The organism is Rheinheimera sp. F8 (genome assembly GCF_001518915.1).
Genome location: NZ_CP013656.1, coordinates 1,457,409 through 1,479,683, shown reverse-complemented (window position 1 = coordinate 1,479,683; position 22,275 = coordinate 1,457,409). Strand labels below are relative to the sequence as shown.

Below are 22,275 nucleotides of genomic sequence, written 5' to 3'. Positions count from 1 at the left end.
AAGCGGACAGCGACATGCTGACGACAGAACAGACTGACTAGCCTAACGGATTACGCAGGCAAGTCAATCTGTTAACATCTGTAAAACCGCTACAGATTGGCCTCTGCAAAGGAGGCCAGCCGGCTGCGAACCACCCCATTGAGGTTAATCGTGGTACTGCCTTCGAAGTTTTTAAAACGCTCCACAATATAAGTCAGACCCGAAGTCACCGCAGTCAGGTAGTTACTATCAATTTGCGACAGGTTCCCGGAACAAATCAGTTTGGTGCCTTCGCCACAGCGGGTGATGATGGTTTTCAGCTGCGCCGCGGACAGGTTCTGACATTCATCCAGCAACACGATAGCGTGCTGAATGCTGCGACCCCGCATAAAATTGACCGACTTAAACTGAATGTTGGCCTTATCCATGATGTAGTTGACGCTGGAGTGTGGGTGCTCGTCGGTTTTATGCAGCACTTCCAGCGAATCGGTAATAGCTGCCAGCCATGGCGCCATTTTCTCTTCTTCAGTGCCTGGTAAAAAACCAATCGATTCAGCGATTTCCGGTGTGTTGCGCGTCACGATCACTTTGTCATACATGCCGCGTTCAATCACCAGTTCCAACGCAGCCGCCAGCGCCAGCAGGGTTTTGCCACAGCCGGCCGGCCCGGTCAGGATCACCAAATCCATATCCGGGTCCAGTAAGGCGTTCAGCGCCATCGCCTGATAAATGTTTTTCGGGTGAATGCCCCAAGCGTGGCGGTGCATCATCCGCTCAAACCCCAGGTCCAACACTTTAATTTGTTGATCGTTGATCGACACCACACGGCCGGCAAATGTTTCGTGCTCATCCACCAGATATTCATTGATGTAGGCATTGGGTAATAATGTGCGTGGCAAATAGTGGTAGGTGTCGCGGCCTTCGTTTTCACTGCGGCAATCTTTGACCTGACTCCAGAAATCACCGGCAAACTTAAAATAACCTTTATACAAAAACCGCACGTCATCGATCAGCTGGTCAGTGCGATAGTCTTCGACCAGTTTTAAGCCGGCGCCTTTGGCTTTGAGACGCATATTGATGTCTTTGGTCACCAGGATCACTTTGACCGGTGCTTTTTCACGCTGTAAAAACAACGCCGTATTGATGATCAGGTGGTCGTTTTCACCGCCCGGCAAGCCGGGGATCTGGTCGCTGATATGATGGTCATTGACGATGAATAAATGACCACTGGCTTTATCATCGGTATGTTGCGGTAATTTCACGCCCTGTAGCATTTGCTCCGGGGTTGCATCCTTCAGCACGTCCTCCAGTGCGCGGATCGCCACACGAGCTTCGCGGCTGACATCTTTGTGTTTGTCTTTGATATGGTCTAATTCTTCTAACACAGTCATCGGGATGACCACATCATGTTCCTGAAAATTTAAGAAGGCGAAGGGTTCATGCAGCAGGATATTGGTATCGAGGACGTAGATTTTTATGTCTTTACTTCTTCTTCGCGCCATATGCAGCTCCTTAGCAGCGGATGAAAAAACCCGGCGGGTTCTTATGTAATTTAGATCAAGAATCCTTGTACCGGATGACAATCTCATGACGATACAACGCTTTTCATTTGTGACTCAGACGGTGCAGAAAAATTCCCGGCCAGGCGGATGCAGTTTGTCCGGATTTTCAGTACCATAGCGCCCCCTTTGCAGAGTGACCCGGATAATGATGAAATTTGCCCTTGGACAACGCTGGATCAGCGACGCGGAATCGGACTTAGGTTTAGGCACCGTTGTCGGTATTGATGGCCGGATGGTGACCATGTTGTTCCCCGCCAGTGGCGAAACCAGGCTGTATGCCATGAGCGAAGCGCCGCTGACCCGCGTACAGTTTAATCCGGGTGATACGGTGAAAAGTGCGCAGGAATTCAGTCTCGTCATCGAACGGATTGAAGAAGTGAATCAAACGCTGGTTTACCATGGTGAGCGCACTGACACCGGTGAAGCGGTTAGTCTGCGCGAAACCTTTCTCGACCATTTCATCAGTTTCAGTTCGCCACAGGACCGGCTGTTTACTGGTCAGATTGACCGCTTTGACTGGTTCACGCTGCGTTACCACAGCTGGCAACATCTGCATCAGCAACAACAAAATCCGCAACGCGGTCTGGTCGGCGGCCGTTTAAGCCTGATCCCGCATCAATTGCATATCGCCAATGAAGTGTCGCAGCGTCATGCACCACGGGTGTTACTGTCAGACGAAGTAGGCCTCGGCAAAACCATCGAAGCTGGCCTTATCATCCACCAGCAACTGCTGTCGGGCCTTGCCAGCCGTGTATTGATAGTCGTGCCGGAATCGCTGCAACATCAGTGGCTGGTTGAAATGCTACGGCGCTTTAATCTGAAGTTTGCCATTTTTGATGACGAACGCCTGACAGAAGCCACCGCCGACGGTGGCAATCCATTTGAAACCGAACAGCTGGTACTGCTGAGCCTCGACTTTCTGACGCGGAAAAAAGCCGCCTTTGAAGCGGCCGCTGAAACACACTGGGATTTGCTGGTCGTTGACGAAGCGCATCACCTGACCTGGAGTGAAGCAGCAGCGAGCACCGAATATCAGCGCATTGAAACGCTGGCCCAAGACACTCCGGGCGTGATTCTGCTGACGGCAACACCGGATCAGCTGGGTCATCAGAGTCATTTTGCCCGGCTGCGTCTGCTCGATCCCAACCGTTTTTATGATTACCAGGCCTTTGTCGCAGAAGAACAGCAATATAAAGCGATTGCGACATTGGCGCGTGCACTACAGCAGGAAGCGCCATTATCGGGTGACACTGCCGCGCAGCTGCAACAGTTGTTACAGGAAACCGATATCAGCGCGCACTTGTCGCTGCTTAAATCTGCGGACACCGGCAGCGAGCGCGATGCCGCCATCGATGCGCTATTGAGTCTGTTGCTGGACCACCACGGCACCGGCCGCATCCTGTTTCGCAACACCCGCGCCGCTATTGCCGGTTTCCCGCAGCGTCAGCCACAGTTCATTGGCTTGCCGCTGCCGGAGCAATATCAGAATGCCATCAAAGTGCAGCTCAGTTTTATGGCCAACCAGACCGACGAATTCAAAGCGAAAACGCTGTTGTTCCCCGAGCGGATTTACCAGGAATTTGAAGGCAGTAAAACCAGCTGGTGGCAGTTTGACCCGCGTGTTGAAGCGGTGATTGCACTGATTAAACAACACAAATACAAAAAGTTTCTGGTGATTTGTGCCCATGCCGACATCGCCATTGCACTGGAAGAAGCGATGCGGGTGAAAGAAGGCATCCGCGCTGCAGTATTCCACGAAGGCATGTCGATTTTTGACCGCGATAAAGCGGCCGCATATTTTGCGCAAGATGATCAAAGTGCGCAGGCGCTGATCTGCTCGGAAATCGGCTCCGAAGGCCGCAACTTCCAGTTTGCCCACCACTTAGTGTTGTTTGATCTGCCGTTGAACCCTGATTTGTTGGAACAACGGATCGGCCGGCTCGACCGGATTGGTCAGACGCAGGATATCCAAATCCATCTGCCGTATTTCATCGACCAACCGCAGCAAGTGTTACTGGACTGGTATCACCAGGGTTTAGGCGCGTTTGATGCGACCTGCCAGACCGGTGGCGCCGTCTATCAACAGATGCGTGAACGGCTGTTACCACTGTTGGCGCAATCAACGCCAGATCCGGCAGCAGTCAGCAACCTGCTGGCAGATAGTCGTGAGATGAACTTACAGCTGAAACAACAGCTGGAACAAGGCCGGGACCAACTGCTGGAACTGAACTCCAGTGGCCGCGGCCAGGCGCAACAGTTAGTCGAACAAGTCCGCTTACAGGACGACGCCACTATTCTGCCGCTGTATATGCTCAAAGCCTGGGATTTGCTCGGTGTACAGCAGGATGACCGCAGTGACACCAGCATTGTGCTGACGCCTTCAGAGCATCTGCAAGGTCATTACCCGATGCTGGACGAAGATGGCATTACCGTCACTTTTGATCGGGCCACAGCACTGGCGCAGGAAGATATTCAGTTCCTGAGCTGGGATCACCCGATGGTTCAGGGCACTTTGGATATTGTCACACAAGACACGATGGGCAACAGCGCGGCCGCATTGCTGCATAACAAGCAACTTCCGGCAGCGACATTTTTTGTCGAATGTATTTATCTGGTCGAAGCGTCTGCACCGGCGGAACTGCAACTGGGGCGCTATCTGCCACCCACACCCATTCGCTTGTTGCTGGAAAAAACCGGCAAGAATCTGGCGCCGAATGTGCCGTTTGACAACTTTAACCGTCAGCTCAAACCGGTCGGCCGCCAAACTGCCAGTAAACTGGTCGGCGCGCTGCAAAGCACAATCCACCCGCTGCTGGCCAAAGCCGAAGCCTATGCCGATGTGCAGTTAAAACAACTGCAACAAGAAGCTTTGCGCAATATGCATAACCAGTTGCAGGCGCAACAAGACCGGTTACAGGCGCTGGCAAAAATCAACCCGCTGGTACGGCCGGAAGAAATTGCCCACCTCGCGGATAAACAACAGCAGCTGGATCAATACATTGGTAAAGCACGTCTGCGCTTTGATGCGATCCGCGTCATCGTCGTCAGTCACGATTAGGCCACACGGACATGTTGCTGGAGTACCGGCCGCCGCAAACACCTTATCTGGACATCCTGTATCAGGATGAGGCGCTGCTGGTCCTGAATAAACCCAGCGGCTTGTTGTCAGTACCCGGCAAAGCGCTGGAACATCAGGATAGTTTGCAGTTGCGCGTGCAACGGGTGTTCCCGACGGCACGTACAGTACACCGGCTCGATATGGCCACATCCGGTTTGTTAGTGATGGCGCTGACTCTGGATGCGCAACGCGAGCTGAACTGGCAGTTTGAGCGTCGGCAAACGCAAAAACATTATATTGCCAGACTCGAAGGCCGGTTACAGACGCAGGCCGGCACCGTTGACCTGCCGCTGATTTGTGACTGGCCAAACCGGCCAAAACAAATGGTTTGTTTCAGCCGGGGCAAACCAGCCCAGACTCTATTTGAAAACATCGGTTATGAAGAGAACGCCACGCGCGTGCGACTGACGCCGGTCACCGGCCGCTCGCACCAACTGCGGGTACATATGCAGTGGTTGGGGCATCCGATTTGTGGTGACAAATTTTATGGCTCGGCGCCGGACGAAAAAACTGAACGTTTACAGCTGCATGCAGCAATGCTGGGGCTACGCCATCCGCTGACAGGCCAATGGCTGGAGTTTCGGTCACCGGCACCATTCTGAATACAAAGTACCCAAGTGTTAACCGCAGATTCATCTTCAGCGGTTAGCATGACCCCGCTGACGCGTGTTGCGCTGACAACAAAGAGATGTTTTTGTTCAGCAAAACAACAGTAAATTTGTTTAATCTAAACAAATCAAATAAAATTAGCGCGTTGGAAAAACCCCTAAGGAGATATGGATGAAACTGAAAACTAGCGCAATTGCCGTTCTGGCAGCTTTACCCCTGATGACTGCTGTAGCATCAGCCGCCCCTACTGCTGCTGAATTACAAGATCGGGTTTACGGTTCTGTGTTCTGGGAGCACTACGCACCGGACAACGACAAAACTAAATCATTAGACTGGAAAGGTCAGAACAACGGCAACGGCACTGGCCTGAACATCGGTTACCGTATCAGCGAAAGCTGGGGCATCCGCGCAGAATATGTTCGCCAGGATCTGGAATCAGAATTCTCTGACGCCGATATCAAAGGCAACCGCGTTGGTATGGACCTGGTTTACCACGTTGACAGCCTGCCGCTGTACTTCGTGGGTGGTATCAAAAACTACACCACTGGCCGTTCAGCATCTGCTGCCAACATCGGTATGGGTGTGAACATGTTCGTCACTGACGAAGTTGCTTTCTTCGTTGAAGCAAACCGTTACCAGGGTATCAGCAAAGCGTTTGGCGATCATGGCGTGAAAGTAGGTCTGACCTACAACTTCGGCGCTGCTCCTGCCGCAGAACCAGCACCTGCGCCAGAGCCAGCTCCAGCGCCAGCACCGGTCATTGGTGATGCCGATCAGGACGGTGTAACAGACGATAAAGATCAGTGCGCTAACACGCCAATCACTGACAAAGTAGACACTGTCGGTTGTTCAATCTTCACTGAAAACTCAGTCAGCATCGCGCTGAATGCTCAGTTTGATAACGACTCTTCTGTCGTGAAAGAGCAATACCATGCAGAGATCGAAAAACTGGCAACCTTCCTGAAACGCTTCCCGAACACTGATGTAGAAATCGGTGGTCATGCGTCTAACGTTGGTACTCCGGCTTACAACCTGGCGCTGTCACAACGTCGTGCTGACGCCATTGCAGACGTTCTGGTCAGCAACTACGGCATCGAACGCAGCCGCGTGAAAGCAGTTGGTTACGGTATCACCAAACCAAAAGCTGCAGGCAGCTCAAAAGCCGCTCATGCAATCAACCGTCGTATCGAAGCGACTGTGACTGCATCTGTGAAAGAAGCCGTACAACGTTAATTCGTTTTACTGCTGACAAAGCCACCTTCGGGTGGCTTTGTTTTTTCTGCCAGCACTATAGTGCGGCGAAATGTGGCCGATACTGACATTAATCTCAAGTCCGGCGGAATTTACGATGTTGCGAGCCTTCTCCTGTTTTTCCCTGAGTATCCTGCTGTTATGTCTGCCATTTCTGCTCAAAGCGGAGGCTGCGTTATGGGATGAACAACAAACTGCCGCAGATTTACAACGCCAGCTTGCCACCAAACAAATCAATGCGCTGAAATCCGACCAACAATCCTTTTTAACTTTACAACGCACGGCGATGACACCTTTTGTCAAAGGCACTGTGATCTTAGTCCCTGACTGGTCGCAGCATGCCGCCAGTCCACGGGCTGTTGAGTACCTGAGAAACTACTTGATTGATTTTGGCTGGAATACGATGGCGATGATGGTACCGCCTGGCGTGAGTGACCCCAGTATGGAAAACCTGCAGGCCTACCAGCTACAACTGCTGGAACGACTCAAAGTGGTCATGCAGGAGGCCGAAGCTAAACCCGGCACTATCGTCGTGATCGGCCTCGGTCACAGCGGCGCCTTGTTGAACAATCTGTACAAAAATGAAGAACTTAGTCCGCCACAGGCATTAGTGTTAATCGGTGCCGCGATGCAGGACGTCGCGTTAAATGAACAAGTTGCAGAGGCAATCAGTCAGCACAAAGTGCCGACACTGGATTTATTACCACAAATCGACAATGGTTTCGCCCGCAACAGTGGAGCCCTTCGCTTGCAGCTGGTACGCAAACATATCAAAGAAATTTACCGGCAACGGCTGTTGCCGGGCTCTGTGGAACAGGATCACCCTTGGCTCGGCGGGGAGATCCTCGGTTGGCTGCGTTACATCGGCTATTAACAGATGTCGGCTAACTATTTTCAAAACGCTTTATTTGCTGGCAGATTCTGGCACACAGCATCCTAATTCTTGCTGATCGTTGCCTTGAATCCATACAACACAAGCATCGCCTGTCACCGAAACGGTGGTTCAGCAAATGCCAAATGCAAATTACCTGACCGCCCGGTAAACTGAGAATAATTCAGTGATCAAAGGAATATCAATGTCTCCGGTTTTGACTACCATCGGCTTGCTGGTTCTGAGCAATATCTTCATGACATTTGCCTGGTATGGCCATCTGAAACACCTGAAATCATCCGCATTGCTAACCGCCATTCTGGTGTCTTGGGGCATTGCGTTTTTTGAGTACATGCTGATGGTGCCGGCGAACCGCATTGGTTCGCAGGTACTGAGTCTGGCGCAGTTAAAAATTTTGCAGGAAGTGATCACGCTCGCGGTGTTTATCCCGTTTGCCGTGTTGTATATGAAAGAGCCGTTTAAGCTGAATTATGTTTATGCCGGGGTTTGTCTGCTGGGCGCGGTATATTTTATGTTTTATTACAAAAGCTGAGCCGGCCAGGCTCAGCTGCGATGTTGTTTTAACAGCTCGTATGCCGCCTGGATTTGCTGAGTTTTCTGATTGGCCAGCTCCAGCATTTCTTTCGGCAAGCCTTGTGACATCAGTTTGTCCGGATGATGCTGTGACATTTGTTTTTTATAAGCTTTTTTCAGTTCGGCCTCACTACAGTCCGGCGCAACACCTAACAGTTGATAAGCATCGGCCAGCGCATCGGCGGCAGGCGCTTGCTGGGTAGGCCGCCGCGAAAAACGTGATTCAGCTTCGTATCTGCCGAGCAGATATTGTAAACGGGTGTTCGAAATCGCCAGTGCTGCAGCCACTTGTTGCAGCAGTTTCAGTTCGATATCACTTAACCGGCCATCGACATAAGCCACTGAAATCTGGATCTCCAGAAACATCTGCAGCAAATCAGGTCGCCAGCGATATGCCTGACGCAACGACTGCAACTGCTGTTGCAATGGAAACTGACTATCTTTGCCTTCACGAAAAGCCCGCTGTGCTTCCTGCTGTTGCTGCGGTCCTAACCCCAGCTGTTGCATAAACGCCACCGCTTTGTCGATGTGCGCCGTGGTGACAACGCCATCAGCTTTCGCCAGATGCCCCATCACCGCAAAAGTGCTGAACATAAACAAGCCTTGCGCTTCGCTCTGATCGCGTTTGAAGCCATTGAATCCACCGGCTTGCTCAAACTGCTGGCGCATACTGCGGTCAAACCAATGGCCAATAAAAATGCCGATAATCAGGCCCGGAATTTTAAACATCGCCAGGCCAAACAAACCGCCCAGTAATTTACCCCACATATTCAGCTCCTGCTGCGAAAATGAAAATCAGCCTCTGCCAGACGCTGTGGTGTGCCAATGTCGGCCCAATAACCCTGATACAACTCGGCGGTGATCTCGCCACGCTGCATCGCAGCCCGTAAAAACGGCGCCAGTTTTTGTGCACCCGGTGGTACATCATGGAAAAACTCCGGCCGGTACAGCGCAATACCACTAAAAGTATATTTAACCGGACCGTCGACGCAGGCGTAATCTTGCTGCAGCGCAAAGTCGCCTTGCGGATGCTGTGGCGGATTGGGCACCAGCACCAGATGCGCCATTTTATCCGGCGCTAACGCATGCAGCAGTCGGCTAAATGGGAAATCAGTCAATACATCGCCATTCACCACCAGAAACGGCGCATCCCCCAGCAGCGGTAACGCCAAGCGGATCCCACCTGCCGTTTCCAGCCCGGTCTCACCTTCTGGCGAATAAACAATATCAAGGCCAAACTGCCGGCCATCACCAAGCCTGGCTTCGATTTTTTTGCCAAGCCAGGCATGATTAATCACCACCGATTGAATTCCGGCATGGCTCAGCGCCAGCAGATGATGTTCAATCAATGGCCGGTCGCCTACCGGCAACAGCGGCTTTGGCAAGTGATCGGTTAAAGGCCGCATCCGCTCGCCACGGCCGGCAGCCAGAATCATTGCGCGCATGCACTGACCTCAGCAAACCGCGCTAGCACGACTGAGTCAAACCACTGGCTAAATTCGGTCAGTTCCGGATAAATAGCTGCAATATCGCGAACATAACCAACCACTCGTGGCAAATCGGCCAGATAACCGGCTTTGCCATCACGATGGTAGAGGCGCGCAAAAATACCACAAACTTTCAGGTGACGTTGCAGGCCGGTCCAGTCAAACGCCCGGCGAAATTGCACCAGCGAGTAGTCGGCGCTCACGCGGTTGTGTTGCTGTAACAGCAGATAAAACTCATCACGCAGGGACGCCACCAATGCATCCGGCCAGCGCAGATAACAATCCCGTAGTAGAGACACGGCGTCATAGCAAACAGGACCGACAACGGCGTCCTGAAAATCAATCACCGCCAGCGATTGATCGGGCTGGATCATCAGATTGCGGCTATGAAAATCGCGGTGCATGCCCGCTTGCGGTTGCGCCAGTACTTCATCCGCGATCCGTTCAAAAGTACTGTTTAGCATCTGGCTGGTTGTAGCATCCAGCGTGATTTGCAAATGTACCGGTAAAAACCAGTCGAGGAAAATTTGCAGTTCCCGCAACACAAAGGCGCGGTCAAATTGTGGCAACGGGCCTTGCGAGGTGGCCGTGACTGTCTGCATCATGGGTAATAACCGCAACGCCTGACGATACCAGTCAGTTGCATTTTGTGCATTCAGGCTAAATTGCAATAAGTCATCGCCCAGATCCTGCAATAACACCAGGCCGGCAGCCGGATCCGAAGTCAGTACCGCCGGCACTTGCAGACCGGCAGCAGCCAATGCATTTGCCACAGCCATGAAGCGCTGACTATCTTCCAACGCCGGCGGCGCATCCATTAATACCCAATGTGCGGTATCATTTAGTACGCGGAAATAACGCCGGAAACTGGCGTCGCCACTGATCGCGTGAAACTGTATAGGGCTGTCAGCCTGATACTGCTGTAAAAAATTCTGAATTTGTGACAACCTTTCCGCCACCTGAGCACTCCAAACCGGGCAAAAGCCGCACTATAACGGATTAGCCGAGCGGCGAAAATTGATTTATCATACAGGCCCTCTTTTTGCACACAGGTCAGCTGTGGCCTGATGGAACAGAGCAACTTTTTGGAACGCCGGATGAAATACCATGCCTTGTACCTGCTGATGTTCGGACTTCCGGGTCTGGCGCTTGCTGCTGAGCCGGTCAGGCAATGTTACCCTACACTGACGTTGCCCGAGCGGCTGGCGCAACTGGATAAAAATGATAACAACCTGCGGATATTTTCCGGCAAAGTCAGACTGAACGATAACCAAAGTGCTGTATTCAGTGACGGTGTCGAGCTGACGCACCGCGATACCTTATTAAGCGCGCCCAGTGCGACTTTTTCCAAAGCTGAGCAACATATGTTCGCTGACGGCGGCATTAGTTATTACAGCCCACAACTCAAAGTCAGTAGCAGTTCGTTCAGTGCGCGTGTCAACGACAACAATGCCACCATGACCGATGCCGACTACCGCTTTATCAGCCAGGCTGGCCGGGGTTATGCAAAGGAAATGCAGGCGTCCAGCGAACAGGTCACCTTAAAAGAAGCCAGCTTTACCACCTGTCCGGATGGCGACAACGGCTGGGCACTGGAAGCTGAAGATATCCAGCTCAATGCCGATGATGGCTGGGGCGAAGCCTGGAATTCGGTGGTCAAAATCAAAGGCGTGCCGGTGTTGTATTTGCCATATATGACCTTCCCGGTCAGTAATCAGCGCAAATCTGGTCTGTTAATTCCGAAGTTTGGCAGCTCGCAAAAACTGGGCGTGGATTTACAGCTGCCGTATTATCTGAATCTGGCCGACAACTACGACGCCACCATCACGCCACGCTACATGAGCGAACGTGGCACTCAACTGAAAACCGAGTTCCGCTATCTGACAGCACAGGACAGCGGCAAACTACAGCTGGAATTTTTGCCGGATGACCAGGATAAACCCGCCGGTTTTGGCAGTCGTTACCTGAGCCATGTCGAACATCGTTCTGATTTTGCCGATAATTGGCGCGCGCAGGTCGACTTTACCGATGTCAGCGATGATGGTTATTTAAGTGAACTTGGCTCCGATTTTAATAATCAGAGCGATACGCAGCTAAATCGTCAAGCAAGCCTGAGTTATTTTGGTGCAGACGTGCGTTCAGATATCAGATTGCAAGGCTTTGAAATTTTGGGTAATTATGCTGATACATACTCCTACGCGGCGCTGCCGCAATGGGATTTACAATCAGCACGCCCGCTACAACTGCCCGCCGGCGTTGAATTCAGCTGGCACAGTCAGTATTCCCATTTTGCCAATGACAACGCGCCGATTAAACAAGCCGATCGGTTGCATCTGGAACCCACATTACGGTTGCCTTATGTGACGCCGGCCTATGAGCTACAGCTCGAAACCGGTCTGATGTCGACGTTTTACCAGCAAAAACGCCGCACCGATCTGGCCACATTACCGCCAGAACTGGCATTGGTGGCTGAAGATACCGAACGGCATCTGCCGAAAGTACAGCTGAACGGTAAACTGAATTTTGAACGTGACGCGCGTTGGTTTGGTCAGTCGTCGTTACAGACGCTGGAACCACAAATCCAGTACCTGTACATCCCATACCGTGACCAGAGCCAAATCTGGCAATACGATACGGCACGGCTGCAAGATGACTACTACGGGTTGTTCCGGCAAAACCGTTTCTCCGGCCTGGATCGGATCAACGATTCGAACCAGCTGACGCTCGGTGCGACGACGCGGATCTATGACGAATTTGATACTGAGCGTTTCCGTTTCAGCCTCGGCCAAATCCTGTTTCTGGCAACGCCGGATGGGAAAAATCTCGACAACAATCAACCGATCGCTGCCACCGAATCGATCTTTGCTGCTGAATCTGTGCTGCATTTTCAGCAACGCTGGTTTTTAAACAACGGCGTACAGTATGATTCGAAAACTAAGCGGGTGATTAAAAGTAACGTGTCGCTGGATTACCGTGCTGATGATAAAAATCTGCTGCAGTTGAACCATCGCTACAGCCGCTATGTCTCAGGCAACGAGATTGAGCAGTTAGGTGCCTTGGGTACCATGCCGCTGAATAATCAATGGCAGCTGGTTGGCAGCTATTATCGCGATTTACACAATGACCGGATGATTGAAGCCAACGTCGGATTGCAGTATGAATCCTGCTGCTGGGCAGTCCGGCTGATCGCCCGCCGGCAAATTGAGACCAATCTGGATTTGCCGATCAACAATATCAACTCCCCGTTCAAACTCGACAGCGGCATTGCGTTGCAGTTTGTGTTAAAAGGGTTTGGGGATAGTGCCGGTTTTAACGTGTCGGACATGCTGTCCACTGGGGTCTTTGGTTATCGCCGTCCCTATTTATTAAATAATTAGACTGGAAAATTATGAAGTTAACACAGCTGATTGCCGCGACTCTGACCACTTGTGTCATGTTGAATTGCCAGGCCGTCGAAACCAAAGTCGATGCCGTAGCCGCGATCGTCAACAATAGTGTCGTTCTGGAAACTGAAGTACGCGACATGGTCGCCCGCGTGAAAAAGAACGCAGCCAAACAAGGCCAGACCTTACCTTCTGATTCGGCCTTACAGGTGCAAGCCCTGGAACGTTTAATCATGAACAGCCTGCAGCTGCAGGTGGCGAAACGGATGGGCCTGCAAATTACCGATGCGCAGCTCGATCAGACCATCGAAAACATCGCCCGGGAACAAAAAGTCTCTGTTGAGCAATTCCGTGCTCAGGTCGTGCGGGAAGAAGGCAGCTACGAGCTGTTCCGTGAGCGGTTGCGCGAAGAAATCACCACAGGTGAAGTGCTGCGTGCCAACGTACAACGCCGCATTTATGTCAGCCCGCAAGAGATTGATACGCTGACCAAAATGATGGAACAACAAGGCGCCAGTAACGAACAATACAACATCGGCCATATTTTACTGGCACTGCCAGGCCAGCCGAGCGAAGAACAGATCAAAGATGCGGAAAGCAAAGCAGCCAAAGTGATGGAATTGTTGCGCGGCGGCAGCGATTTCAAAAAAATCGCCATTGCATCTTCGTCTGCTGAAACTGCGCTGGAAGGCGGTGATATGGGTTGGATGAATATCAATGAAATGCCAACTTTGTTCGCCGACCAGGTGCGTGGCAAAAAGAAAAAGGATCTGATTGGACCGCTGCGTTCAGGTGCTGGTTTCCACATTCTGACCATCTTTGATATCAAAGGCGCTAACGTGGTTGAATTCGAAGAAATTTCTTCGCGCCATGTCTTAATCAAGCCATCGATCATTGTCAGTGAAGAAAAAGCTAAAAATATGCTGGCGAAATTTGCCGTTGATTTTAAAGCGGGTAAAGCGGATTTCGCCAAGTTCGCCAAAGAAAATTCAGAAGATCCGGGTTCACGTTTAAAAGGCGGCGAACTGGGTTGGGCTGATCCAAACGTGTTTGTTCCTGAATTCCGCGATACTTTAAAATCGCTGAAAAAAGATCAGCTCAGCGAACCGTTCCGCACCGAACACGGCTGGCACATCGTACAGTTGATGGACCGCCGCACCGTAGACGCCACTGCCGAGAAAAAACGTGAACAAGTCACGCGGATGATTTATAACCGCCGCTTCAACGAGGAATCCAGCAACTTCCTGCGTGAGATCCGCGACGAAGCCTTCATCGAAGTATTGGCAGATAAATAATGACGTTACGGATTGGCGTCACACCGGGCGAACCTGCCGGCATTGGTCCGGATCTGATCATTCAGCTGGCACAGCAGGACTGGCCAGCTGAGCTGGTGGTTTGCGCCGATCCATCGTTGTTGTTGGACAGGGCAAAGCTCATTGGTCTGCCGTTGCAGTTACTGCCCTACCAGGCTGACCTGCCACCGCAGCCTCAACGCGCCGGCACGCTGACCATTGCGCCTTTTGCCTTGGCTCAGCCAGTTGAACCCGGCGTGCTGAATGAAAATAATGGCCGCTACGTGGTCGATACGCTGACTTTTGCCGGTCAGCAATCGATGCAAAAGCAGTTTGACGCCATTGTTACAGGTCCGGTACACAAAGGCATTATCAACAAGTCAGGTATTCCTTTTAGTGGTCACACCGAATTTTTCGCCCTGCAATCCAATACGCCTTATGTCGTGATGATGCTGGCAACGGAAGGCTTGCGTGTGGCCTTGGTCACGACGCACATTCCACTGGCGTATGTTGCCAAAGCCATCACCCGCGAACGTTTACTGCAAGTCACCCGGATCCTGCATCAGGATTTACAACAGAAGTTTGCCATCGCCAATCCACGCATTTATGTCTGTGGACTCAATCCACACGCCGGCGAAGATGGCCATCTCGGCCGGGAAGAAATCGACGTGATCCGGCCGGCTTTGGATGAACTTAGGGCGGAAGGCATGGACCTGATTGGACCGTTGCCGGCCGACACCTTGTTTCAAAGTAAATATCTCGATAACGCCGACGCAGTTCTGGCGATGTATCATGATCAGGGCCTACCGGTGCTGAAACACAAAGGTTTCGGCCGTTCGGTCAATATCAGCCTTGGGCTGCCTTTGATCCGCACCTCGGTCGATCACGGCACTGCATTGGACCTCGCCGGCAAAGGTCTGGCAGATCCCGGCAGTTTCCAGCATGCGCTGGACCAGGCCATTTTTTTAGCGACTCAATCAAAAGCACAACATGACTGATAAAGTACACATGGGGCATCAGGCCCGTAAAAGATTTGGCCAGAACTTCCTGCATGATCCGGCTGTGATTGAACGCATTGTCAAAGCGATAGCGCCAAAGCCGGGTGAGCATCTGGTAGAGATCGGTCCAGGTTTGGGTGCATTAACTGAACCTGTCGCTGAACGTTGTGGCCATCTGACCGTCGTCGAGCTGGACCGGGATTTGGCGCAGCGCCTGCGGGAACATCCGACGCTGGCTGATAAACTAACTATTTATCAAACGGATGCAATGAAATTTGATTTCAGTCAGTTGATGCCGCAAAACGGCAAATTAAAAGTATTTGGCAACCTGCCATACAACATTTCCACGCCTCTGCTGTTTCACCTGTTTGATTTTGCCGACTGCATCGAAAACATGCATTTTATGCTGCAAAAAGAAGTGGTGGAACGAATGACAGCCGGACACGGCAGTAAAACCTACGGCCGGCTCAGTGTCATGACCCAGTTTTTCTGCCAGGCCATTCCGGTGGTGGAAGTAGGCCCCGGTGCATTTAAACCTGCGCCGAAGGTTGACTCTGCAGTAGTCCGCCTCATTCCAAAACCGGTCGCAGAACGCGCCGACGTACCGGTCGCTGTGTTAAACCGGGTGTGTCTGGAAGCCTTTAACCAAAGACGCAAAACACTGCGGAACTGTTTCAGTAACTTTGCAACTGCTGCCGATATCGAAGCACTGGGCATCAATCCGGGTCTGCGGCCAGAACAGTTGTCGGTCGGCGAGTTTATCCGCGTCGCCCAGTGGCTGGCACAACAACCCGATGCGATGGGAGTTGCAGTCAGTAACGACGGAGAAGTGTTGTGATTTACCAAATCCCAATCAGCGTCGAGACGTTTTACATCGCGGGCCAGTCCGATGCCGAGGCGGAACGTTTTGTCTTCGCCTATACCATCACGATCCGCAATGAATCGGGCTCAGCAGTCAAATTATTGCGTCGCTACTGGTCGATCACCGATGCAAACGGCAAAAATACTGAAGTACGCGGTGATGGTGTGGTCGGCGAGCAACCGGAACTGGCGCCAGGGTCCAGCTACACCTACACCAGCGGAGCAGTGCTGGAAACGCCGGTCGGTACTATGCAGGGCCACTACGAGATGCAAACTACGGATGGCAGCGAATTTGAAGCGCCGATCCCACTGTTCCGCCTTGCAGTCCCTAACGTGCTGAATTAATGGCCCGTTATGTCATTGGGGATGTACAGGGCTGCTTTGACCAGCTGCAGCAGCTGCTGGCTTTAATCCAATTTGACCCGACTCAGGATCAACTATGGTTCTGCGGTGATTTGATTGCGCGCGGCCCAAAATCTCTGGAAACTTTGCGTTTTGTCAAAAACCTTGGTGCTTCAGCGATCACAGTGCTTGGCAATCATGACCTGAACTTTCTGGCGAGCTTACACGGTTATGGCCGGGTCAGCCCGGCAGACCAACTTGAAGCGTTACTCCAGGCCCCCGATCTGTCCGAACTTGCACACTGGTTACAGCAACAACCACTTATTCATTACAATGAGACCGAGCAATTACTGCTGGTCCATGCCGGGCTTGCACCTGAGTGGAACATTGATACTGCACTGCAGGCCTGCCATGCCGTCGAGCAGCAGCTGCGGACTGACCCGGTCAGTCTGTATGCACAGATGTATGGCAACACCCCGGATCTATGGTCAGACTCCAAGACAACTGCTGAAAAATTCCGGTTTACTATCAATAGTTGCAGCCGGATGCGCTACTGTTTTGCCGATGGCAGGCTCGAACTGCGGCAGAAAGGCGAATTATCAGATAATCCGCTGTTGACCCCTTGGTTTGATTTCTGGTCTGATAGGACACATCCAACGATCTTTTTTGGTCATTGGGCTGCGTTACAGGGTTATTCCCCTGTTTCGGGAATTCACGCACTGGACACAGGTTGTGTCTGGGGGCAGGCTCTCACATGCTATTGTATTGAATCTCAACAGCGTTTTAGTGTTGCCGGCTACGAAAAAAGACTATAATAATTGGGTTTTATCCATACCGATCCCGAACAATTGCATGGAAGCTGTTGAAGGCGATTGTTGACCAACCCGTTGGGAGTTCCATATGAAGTTAACCGTTGCATTGCGCATCATCGGCGGCTTTGGTGTGATATCAGTGTTGTTACTGATTATCGGCCTTACCTCCTACTCCAGCCTGAACAATATCAGTGATTCAACAAGCCAGGTAAATACCATTTCGATCCCGGCACTGGAGAACAGCGCCACGCTGAAAAGTGAATTCGTGATCATGAGTAAAATCACTTTGCAGGCGTTTTATACCGATGAAGTGAAAAAAATAACGGCTTTTGAAACAGCATTTGCTGCAGAAAAAGATGCGTATGATGCCGCTGCAAAAAATCTTCAGTCTGTGGTTGGTAATGAACCCGTTCTCGCCGCAAGCTTCAAAGACGTTACTGGTCAATACGACGAATTTATTCCAACCAGCAATAATCTGTTTGCTCAGCTGAAAAAATCACTGTCACTGCGCGATTCAATCAACAGCAAACTGGGTGATTTAGAAAGTAACGCTGACGATTCTGCTTCGTTAATCCTTGATTTCAGTGATGTGCGGGATGTCAGTCGTCGTTTCCCGAAAGCTGCCGAAGCCGCTTCTGTCCTCGAGACCAGCATGAACTCGATGGTGAGTACTGTGGTGGATTTAACCCGGACTAATGCAGCTAATACCTCAGAAACGCTCAGCAATGAGATTAAAAACCGGATGACGGATATCGTGGCGAAGATGGCAATCATCAAAGCCGAAGCCGGTGGTGCTGTTGATATGGTGGCTGATTTAGACGAAAAAATTACCACTATCAATGAATTACTCACCGCTGAAGATGGAATTCTGGCTTTAAAATCGAATAAATTAGCGGCAGAAGCTTCAGCCGCGAAATTATTGGCAACAGCTGAACAACAAACGACAGACGCAAGTGCAGCTCTCAGTAAACTGCTGACTAAAGCCCGTGAAGCTGCAGGCGAGATTCAGGAAGAATCAGAGTCTAGCGTCTCCAGTGCTATTGTGTTGATTTTTGGCGTCATGGCTTTCTCCTTCGTTGCAGCTGCTGCAATCGCATTGTGGACGCGTAACAGCATCACCACACCGCTGGGTAAAGTGAATGCGATTCTGGGCGTGGTTGCATCTGGAGATTTGACCAAACAGTTAGACGATTCGGCGCAGGATGAATTTGGCGAACTAGCGCGAAACTGTAATCAGGTGATTGGTAATTTGCGTCAATTGATTCAGGGTATCATTTCACGGTCAACGCAATTAGCCGCAGCTTCAGAGCAGACTTCTGCTATTACTGTACAGTCAACCGCAGCGATCCGTGAGCAGAAATCACAGGTCACACAGGCCGCGACCGCAACGACCGAGATGAGCAGCACTTCACAAGGTGTACTGCAAAGTTCAAACGATGCACTGGCTGAAATCAAACACGCTGATGCAGAAGCAGAACGTGTCAAAGGCATCTCCTCCAACAACAAACAGACCATTCTGCAGTTGTCACAGGAAGTTGAACAGGCTTCCAAAGTTATCAATAAACTGCATCAGGACAGCGCCTCGATTGGCAGTATCCTCGATGTAATTCGTGGTATCGCTGAGCAAACCAACTTACTGGCGCTGAACGCCGCAATCGAAGCAGCGCGGGCCGGTGAACAAGGTCGCGGTTTTGCGGTAGTTGCAGACGAAGTACGGTCACTGGCCAGTAAAACACAAAGCTCAACGCAGGAAATTCAGGCGATGATTCAAGTGCTGCAAAGTGGTGCGCATGCAGCAGTTGAGGCGATGAACAAAGGTAGACGTCAGGCAGAAAACTGTGTGGCGCAGACTGAAGTGGCTGATCAGGCGTTAGATTCAATCACCCATGCTGTACATATGGCTCATGACATGAGTGAGCAAATCTCTCATGCTGCGAAAGAACAGAATCAGGTATCGCATGAGATCAGCAAGCTGCTGGAATCAATCGTCAATATCGCCGAGGAAACGGCTTCTGGTGCAGAGCAAACCTCAGACTCCAGCCATGAAGTAGCACGCCTGGCAGAAGAACTGCGGTTGTCGGTTGATCAATTTAAAGTCTGATTGAACATCAAGATTAAAAAAGGAGCTTCGGCTCCTTTTTTGTTGTGAACTTGCTTAGAACAGCCAGACTAAGTTATGAGTCGAATATCTGCGGGCGTAAAAAAACCGTGGGATCCACGGCTTTTTTGCTGAATTTTTATGGCTATTCGCCACCACCTGCCCGAGCTTTCAGTACCGCAATCAATGCCGAGCCTGCATGATTAGATTCTGCCCAAGCGATATCACCTGATGCAGTAATTTGGGCGGCAGGTAACTGTTTGACAATAAACTCCCCTGCACCGGCTGCATTACTTTTTACTGCAAATCGGATCAGGGATAAACCGTCACAAACCACACCGTCATAAATATTACGTAACCTTAATCGGTTATCAGACAACAACTTACGAAAGCGATTCTTATCATCTGCTTTGACATAATCGCACATCGAAGCAGCCAGCTGTTCCTGAGCCTGAGCGGCTGGTGCAACGAGCATTAAACCTGCAGCCAACGACAGACATAACGTGGCGTTTATTAATTTCATAGGCAACCTCTGAGGCAGAATTAGCAAAACAAAATTAATAGTAGCAACATGTTAGGTGATGCGCAACGCTGGAAATTTCAGCGTTCACGCTCAAGTTGTAAGAAGCGGTAATCTACCGGATTCTTATCATCCGCCTGGAACAATTGCTCTGAACTTATCCGCCACTGACCAATTGCGTGGTAGTCTGGAAAATACGCATCTCCAGCCACTTCAAGCGCAAACTCGGACAAATAAAGCCGGTCTGCCATCGGTAAGGTCTGGCGATACAACTCAGCACCACCAATAACCATCACTTCTGGTTCCTTTGAAAGCAGCGTTAACGCATCTTCGAGACTATTGACCCAATCGGCAGCAAAACCCTCTGGTTTAACTTGACGACTGATCACAACATTGCGCCGGCCCGGCAATAACCGTCCAATTGAATCGAACGTCTTACGGCCCATCACCACCGGTTTCCCTAAGGTCACCTGCTTAAAATGCGCCAGATCAGCAGGCATATGCCAGGGCATCTGGTTGTTTAAACCGATCACCCGGTCATTGGCCATTGCAGCAATCAGACTTAACAACATGCAGCATCCTTAACGGCGATAAATCACTTCGACTTCGTAGTCATCATCATCGAAATCATCGTCATCATCCAAATCGTCCGCCAGATTCATCGCATCCGCGTGATAGTCGTCCCATTTGAACTGTACTGGATCAAGCAGCTGCTCTTTTGGCGCTTCTTTTGGCAACTGATCAAGGTAAGCCTGAATATCCTGACACAAGGCTTCTGTATGCGTTCTGGACGCCGCAGAGACCTGATACACAGGACCATCCCAGCCAATCGCTGCAATCACTTTCTGCTTGATCTCGTCAAGTTCGTCTTCGAGCACCAGATCGATTTTATTGAATACCAACCAACGTGGTTTATTTACCAGTTTGTCACTGTATTTGCCCAACTCGTGGATAATGACCTGTGCATTTTCGGCTGGATCTGAACCGTCGGCTGGTAAAACATCAATCATATGGAGTAACAGGCCACAGCGTTCAAGGTGTTTCAGAAACTGAATGCCTAAACCGGCCCCTTCTGCCGCGCCTTCAATCAGACCCGGGATATCGGCGATCACAAATGACTTGCTGCTTTCAGTCCGAACTACACCAAGATTTGGTACTAATGTCGTAAACGGATAGTCCGCTACTTTCGGTTTTGCTGAAGAAACTGCACGGATAAAGGTAGATTTGCCGGCGTTTGGCAGACCTAACATACCAACGTCTGCGAGCAGTAATAATTCCAGCCGCAGATTTCGAACTTCACCTGGCGTGCCATTGGTTTTTTTCCGCGGTGTGCGGTTAGTACTGCTGGCAAAACGGGCGTTGCCCAGGCCGTGCCAACCGCCTTTAGCAACCATCAGTTTCAAACCATTTCGGGTTAAGTCACCCAAGACTTCATTCGTGTCGACATCAATTGCCCGCGTGCCAACCGGAACTCGTAAAATTGAATCTTCACCGCGCTTACCAGTACAGTTCGTACTCATGCCATTCTGGCCACGCTGTGCGATATGCAGTTTTTCAAATTGGTAATCAACCAACGTATTGAGGTTACTGTCCGCAATCAGATAGACGTCGCCGCCGTCTCCGCCATCACCACCATTTGGTCCACCTTTGGATACAAATTTTTCGCGGCGGAAACTGATGATCCCATTACCACCATCGCCGGCTTCGACCCGGATCAGAGCCTCATCAACAAATTTCATTTCGACCTATCCTGCTAAATACATTGCGAACATTATAAACCTATGATTCTTGAACTGCGAAAACAAAGGCCTGTTGTTTCAAAACTATGCGTTATCTTTTTACTGATAAGCAAAAAAAAACCCCGCTCTGTGCGGGGTTTCTTCGGAGATTTCAGCTGTTATTCGCTAACGATGCTAACGAATTTACGGCTGTGCTCGCCTTTCACTTCAAACTGAACTTTACCGTCAGTTAAAGCAAACAGCGTGTGATCTTTACCGATACCCACGTTGGTGCCAGCATGGAACTTAGTACCACGTTGACGCACGATGATGTTACCAGCCAGAACTGATTCACCGCCAAAACGCTTAACACCTAAGCGTTTCGCTTCTGAATCACGACCGTTACGTGTACTACCTACACCTTTTTTACTTGCCATGAGTCGTTACTCCTGAAATTAAGCGCTGATGCCAGTAATTTTCACTTCAGTAAACCACTGACGGTGGCCAGCTTGTTTACGGTAGTGCTTACGACGGCGGAATTTGACGATTTTAACTTTATCGCCACGGTCATGTGCGACCACTTCCGCAGTAACTTTACTGCCTTCTACGACTGGAGTACCGATTTTTACATCGTCGCCGTTTACGATCATCAGGGCAGCAAACTCAACCTTTGCACCCATCTCTAAGTCCAGTTTTTCTAGACGAAGGGTTTGACCTTCAGTCACACGGTGCTGTTTACCACCACTTTGGAAAACCGCGTACATAGTTAGAACTCCGTAC

General features: G+C 50.8%; 21 protein-coding genes. 12 read left to right on the top strand and 9 right to left on the bottom strand.

What is annotated here, in order from left to right:
• Positions 1–89: 89 nt before the first annotated feature.
• A complete protein-coding gene (locus ATY27_RS06760; protein ID WP_208932049.1) occupies positions 90–1,481 on the bottom strand; it encodes a PhoH family protein in 1,392 nt (463 codons plus the stop codon).
• Between the two features lie 205 nt (positions 1,482–1,686).
• On the opposite strand from ATY27_RS06760, the gene rapA reads away from it, so the two are divergent.
• From rapA to ATY27_RS06735, 5 genes are all read left to right on the top strand, one after another.
• Positions 1,687–4,599, top strand: a complete 2,913-nt coding sequence (gene rapA / locus ATY27_RS06755; RefSeq protein ID WP_208932050.1) for an RNA polymerase-associated protein RapA — start codon at positions 1,687–1,689, stop codon at positions 4,597–4,599.
• Positions 4,600–4,610: 11 nt separating this feature from the next.
• Positions 4,611–5,261, top strand: a complete 651-nt coding sequence (gene rluA / locus ATY27_RS06750; RefSeq protein WP_208932051.1) for a bifunctional tRNA pseudouridine(32) synthase/23S rRNA pseudouridine(746) synthase RluA — start codon at positions 4,611–4,613, stop codon at positions 5,259–5,261.
• Positions 5,262–5,439: 178 nt separating this feature from the next.
• Positions 5,440–6,501, top strand: a complete 1,062-nt coding sequence (locus tag ATY27_RS06745; RefSeq protein WP_208932052.1) for an OmpA family protein — start codon at positions 5,440–5,442, stop codon at positions 6,499–6,501.
• Between the two features lie 115 nt (positions 6,502–6,616).
• On the top strand, positions 6,617–7,393 hold the full coding sequence (locus ATY27_RS06740) for a DUF3530 family protein (protein ID WP_208932053.1): 777 nt from the start codon (positions 6,617–6,619) through the stop codon (positions 7,391–7,393).
• 202 nt (positions 7,394–7,595) lie between these two features.
• Positions 7,596–7,943: a DMT family protein gene (locus tag ATY27_RS06735; protein WP_208932054.1), complete on the top strand. Its 348-nt coding sequence runs from the start codon at positions 7,596–7,598 to the stop codon at positions 7,941–7,943.
• 11 nt (positions 7,944–7,954) lie between these two features.
• Here the strand turns inward: ATY27_RS06735 and djlA are convergent, their stop codons facing one another.
• The 3 genes from djlA to ATY27_RS06720 are packed head-to-tail and all read right to left on the bottom strand — an operon-like array spanning position 7,955 to position 10,430.
• Positions 7,955–8,752, bottom strand: a complete 798-nt coding sequence (gene djlA / locus ATY27_RS06730) for a co-chaperone DjlA (RefSeq protein WP_208932055.1) — start codon at positions 8,750–8,752, stop codon at positions 7,955–7,957.
• A gap of 2 nt (positions 8,753–8,754) precedes the next feature.
• Positions 8,755–9,429: an N-acetylmuramate alpha-1-phosphate uridylyltransferase MurU gene (murU, locus tag ATY27_RS06725; RefSeq protein ID WP_208932056.1), complete on the bottom strand. Its 675-nt coding sequence runs from the start codon at positions 9,427–9,429 to the stop codon at positions 8,755–8,757.
• A complete protein-coding gene (locus tag ATY27_RS06720) occupies positions 9,417–10,430 on the bottom strand; it encodes a phosphotransferase (RefSeq protein ID WP_208932057.1) in 1,014 nt (337 codons plus the stop codon). The genes murU and ATY27_RS06720 overlap by 13 nt, the downstream gene beginning before the upstream one ends.
• A gap of 108 nt (positions 10,431–10,538) precedes the next feature.
• Between ATY27_RS06720 and lptD the strand changes: the two genes are divergently transcribed.
• The 7 genes from lptD to ATY27_RS06685 all read left to right on the top strand — a co-directional run bounded on the left by lptD (position 10,539) and on the right by ATY27_RS06685 (position 19,260).
• Positions 10,539–12,848 carry an LPS assembly protein LptD gene (gene lptD, locus ATY27_RS06715; protein ID WP_244151363.1) on the top strand — a complete coding sequence of 770 codons (2,310 nt, stop codon included), beginning with the start codon at positions 10,539–10,541 and terminating at the stop codon, positions 12,846–12,848.
• A gap of 11 nt (positions 12,849–12,859) precedes the next feature.
• Positions 12,860–14,149 (top strand): peptidylprolyl isomerase SurA, encoded by a 1,290-nt coding sequence (surA, locus tag ATY27_RS06710; RefSeq protein WP_208932058.1) that lies wholly within the window; start codon positions 12,860–12,862, stop codon positions 14,147–14,149.
• Complete coding sequence (pdxA, locus tag ATY27_RS06705; protein WP_208932059.1) at positions 14,149–15,144, top strand: 4-hydroxythreonine-4-phosphate dehydrogenase PdxA; 996 nt, start codon at positions 14,149–14,151, stop codon at positions 15,142–15,144. Before surA ends, pdxA begins: the two co-directional genes overlap by 1 nt.
• Positions 15,137–15,982 (top strand): 16S rRNA (adenine(1518)-N(6)/adenine(1519)-N(6))-dimethyltransferase RsmA, encoded by an 846-nt coding sequence (gene rsmA / locus ATY27_RS06700; protein ID WP_208932060.1) that lies wholly within the window; start codon positions 15,137–15,139, stop codon positions 15,980–15,982. Before pdxA ends, rsmA begins: the two co-directional genes overlap by 8 nt.
• Positions 15,979–16,350, top strand: coding sequence for a Co2+/Mg2+ efflux protein ApaG (gene apaG, locus ATY27_RS06695; protein WP_208932061.1), 372 nt, complete (start codon positions 15,979–15,981; stop codon positions 16,348–16,350). Before rsmA ends, apaG begins: the two co-directional genes overlap by 4 nt.
• Complete coding sequence (locus ATY27_RS06690; RefSeq protein WP_208932062.1) at positions 16,350–17,162, top strand: symmetrical bis(5'-nucleosyl)-tetraphosphatase; 813 nt, start codon at positions 16,350–16,352, stop codon at positions 17,160–17,162. Before apaG ends, ATY27_RS06690 begins: the two co-directional genes overlap by 1 nt.
• An 85-nt stretch (positions 17,163–17,247) precedes the next feature.
• The gene (locus ATY27_RS06685) at positions 17,248–19,260 is read left to right on the top strand and encodes a methyl-accepting chemotaxis protein (RefSeq protein WP_208932063.1); all 2,013 of its coding nucleotides are present in this window, start codon (positions 17,248–17,250) and stop codon (positions 19,258–19,260) included.
• A 142-nt stretch (positions 19,261–19,402) separates the two neighbouring features.
• Here the strand turns inward: ATY27_RS06685 and ATY27_RS06680 are convergent, their stop codons facing one another.
• The 5 genes from ATY27_RS06680 to rplU form a co-directional block, all read right to left on the bottom strand.
• On the bottom strand, positions 19,403–19,780 hold the full coding sequence (locus ATY27_RS06680) for a DUF3718 domain-containing protein (protein ID WP_208932064.1): 378 nt from the start codon (positions 19,778–19,780) through the stop codon (positions 19,403–19,405).
• Positions 19,781–19,857: 77 nt separating this feature from the next.
• Complete coding sequence (gene folA, locus ATY27_RS06675; RefSeq protein ID WP_208932065.1) at positions 19,858–20,349, bottom strand: type 3 dihydrofolate reductase; 492 nt, start codon at positions 20,347–20,349, stop codon at positions 19,858–19,860.
• A gap of 9 nt (positions 20,350–20,358) precedes the next feature.
• Positions 20,359–21,516 (bottom strand): Obg family GTPase CgtA, encoded by a 1,158-nt coding sequence (cgtA, locus tag ATY27_RS06670; protein ID WP_208932066.1) that lies wholly within the window; start codon positions 21,514–21,516, stop codon positions 20,359–20,361.
• Between the two features lie 158 nt (positions 21,517–21,674).
• Positions 21,675–21,932, bottom strand: coding sequence for a 50S ribosomal protein L27 (rpmA, locus tag ATY27_RS06665; RefSeq protein WP_031566953.1), 258 nt, complete (start codon positions 21,930–21,932; stop codon positions 21,675–21,677).
• 18 nt (positions 21,933–21,950) lie between these two features.
• Positions 21,951–22,259: a 50S ribosomal protein L21 gene (gene rplU, locus ATY27_RS06660; RefSeq protein WP_031566951.1), complete on the bottom strand. Its 309-nt coding sequence runs from the start codon at positions 22,257–22,259 to the stop codon at positions 21,951–21,953.
• Positions 22,260–22,275: the final 16 nt, after the last annotated feature.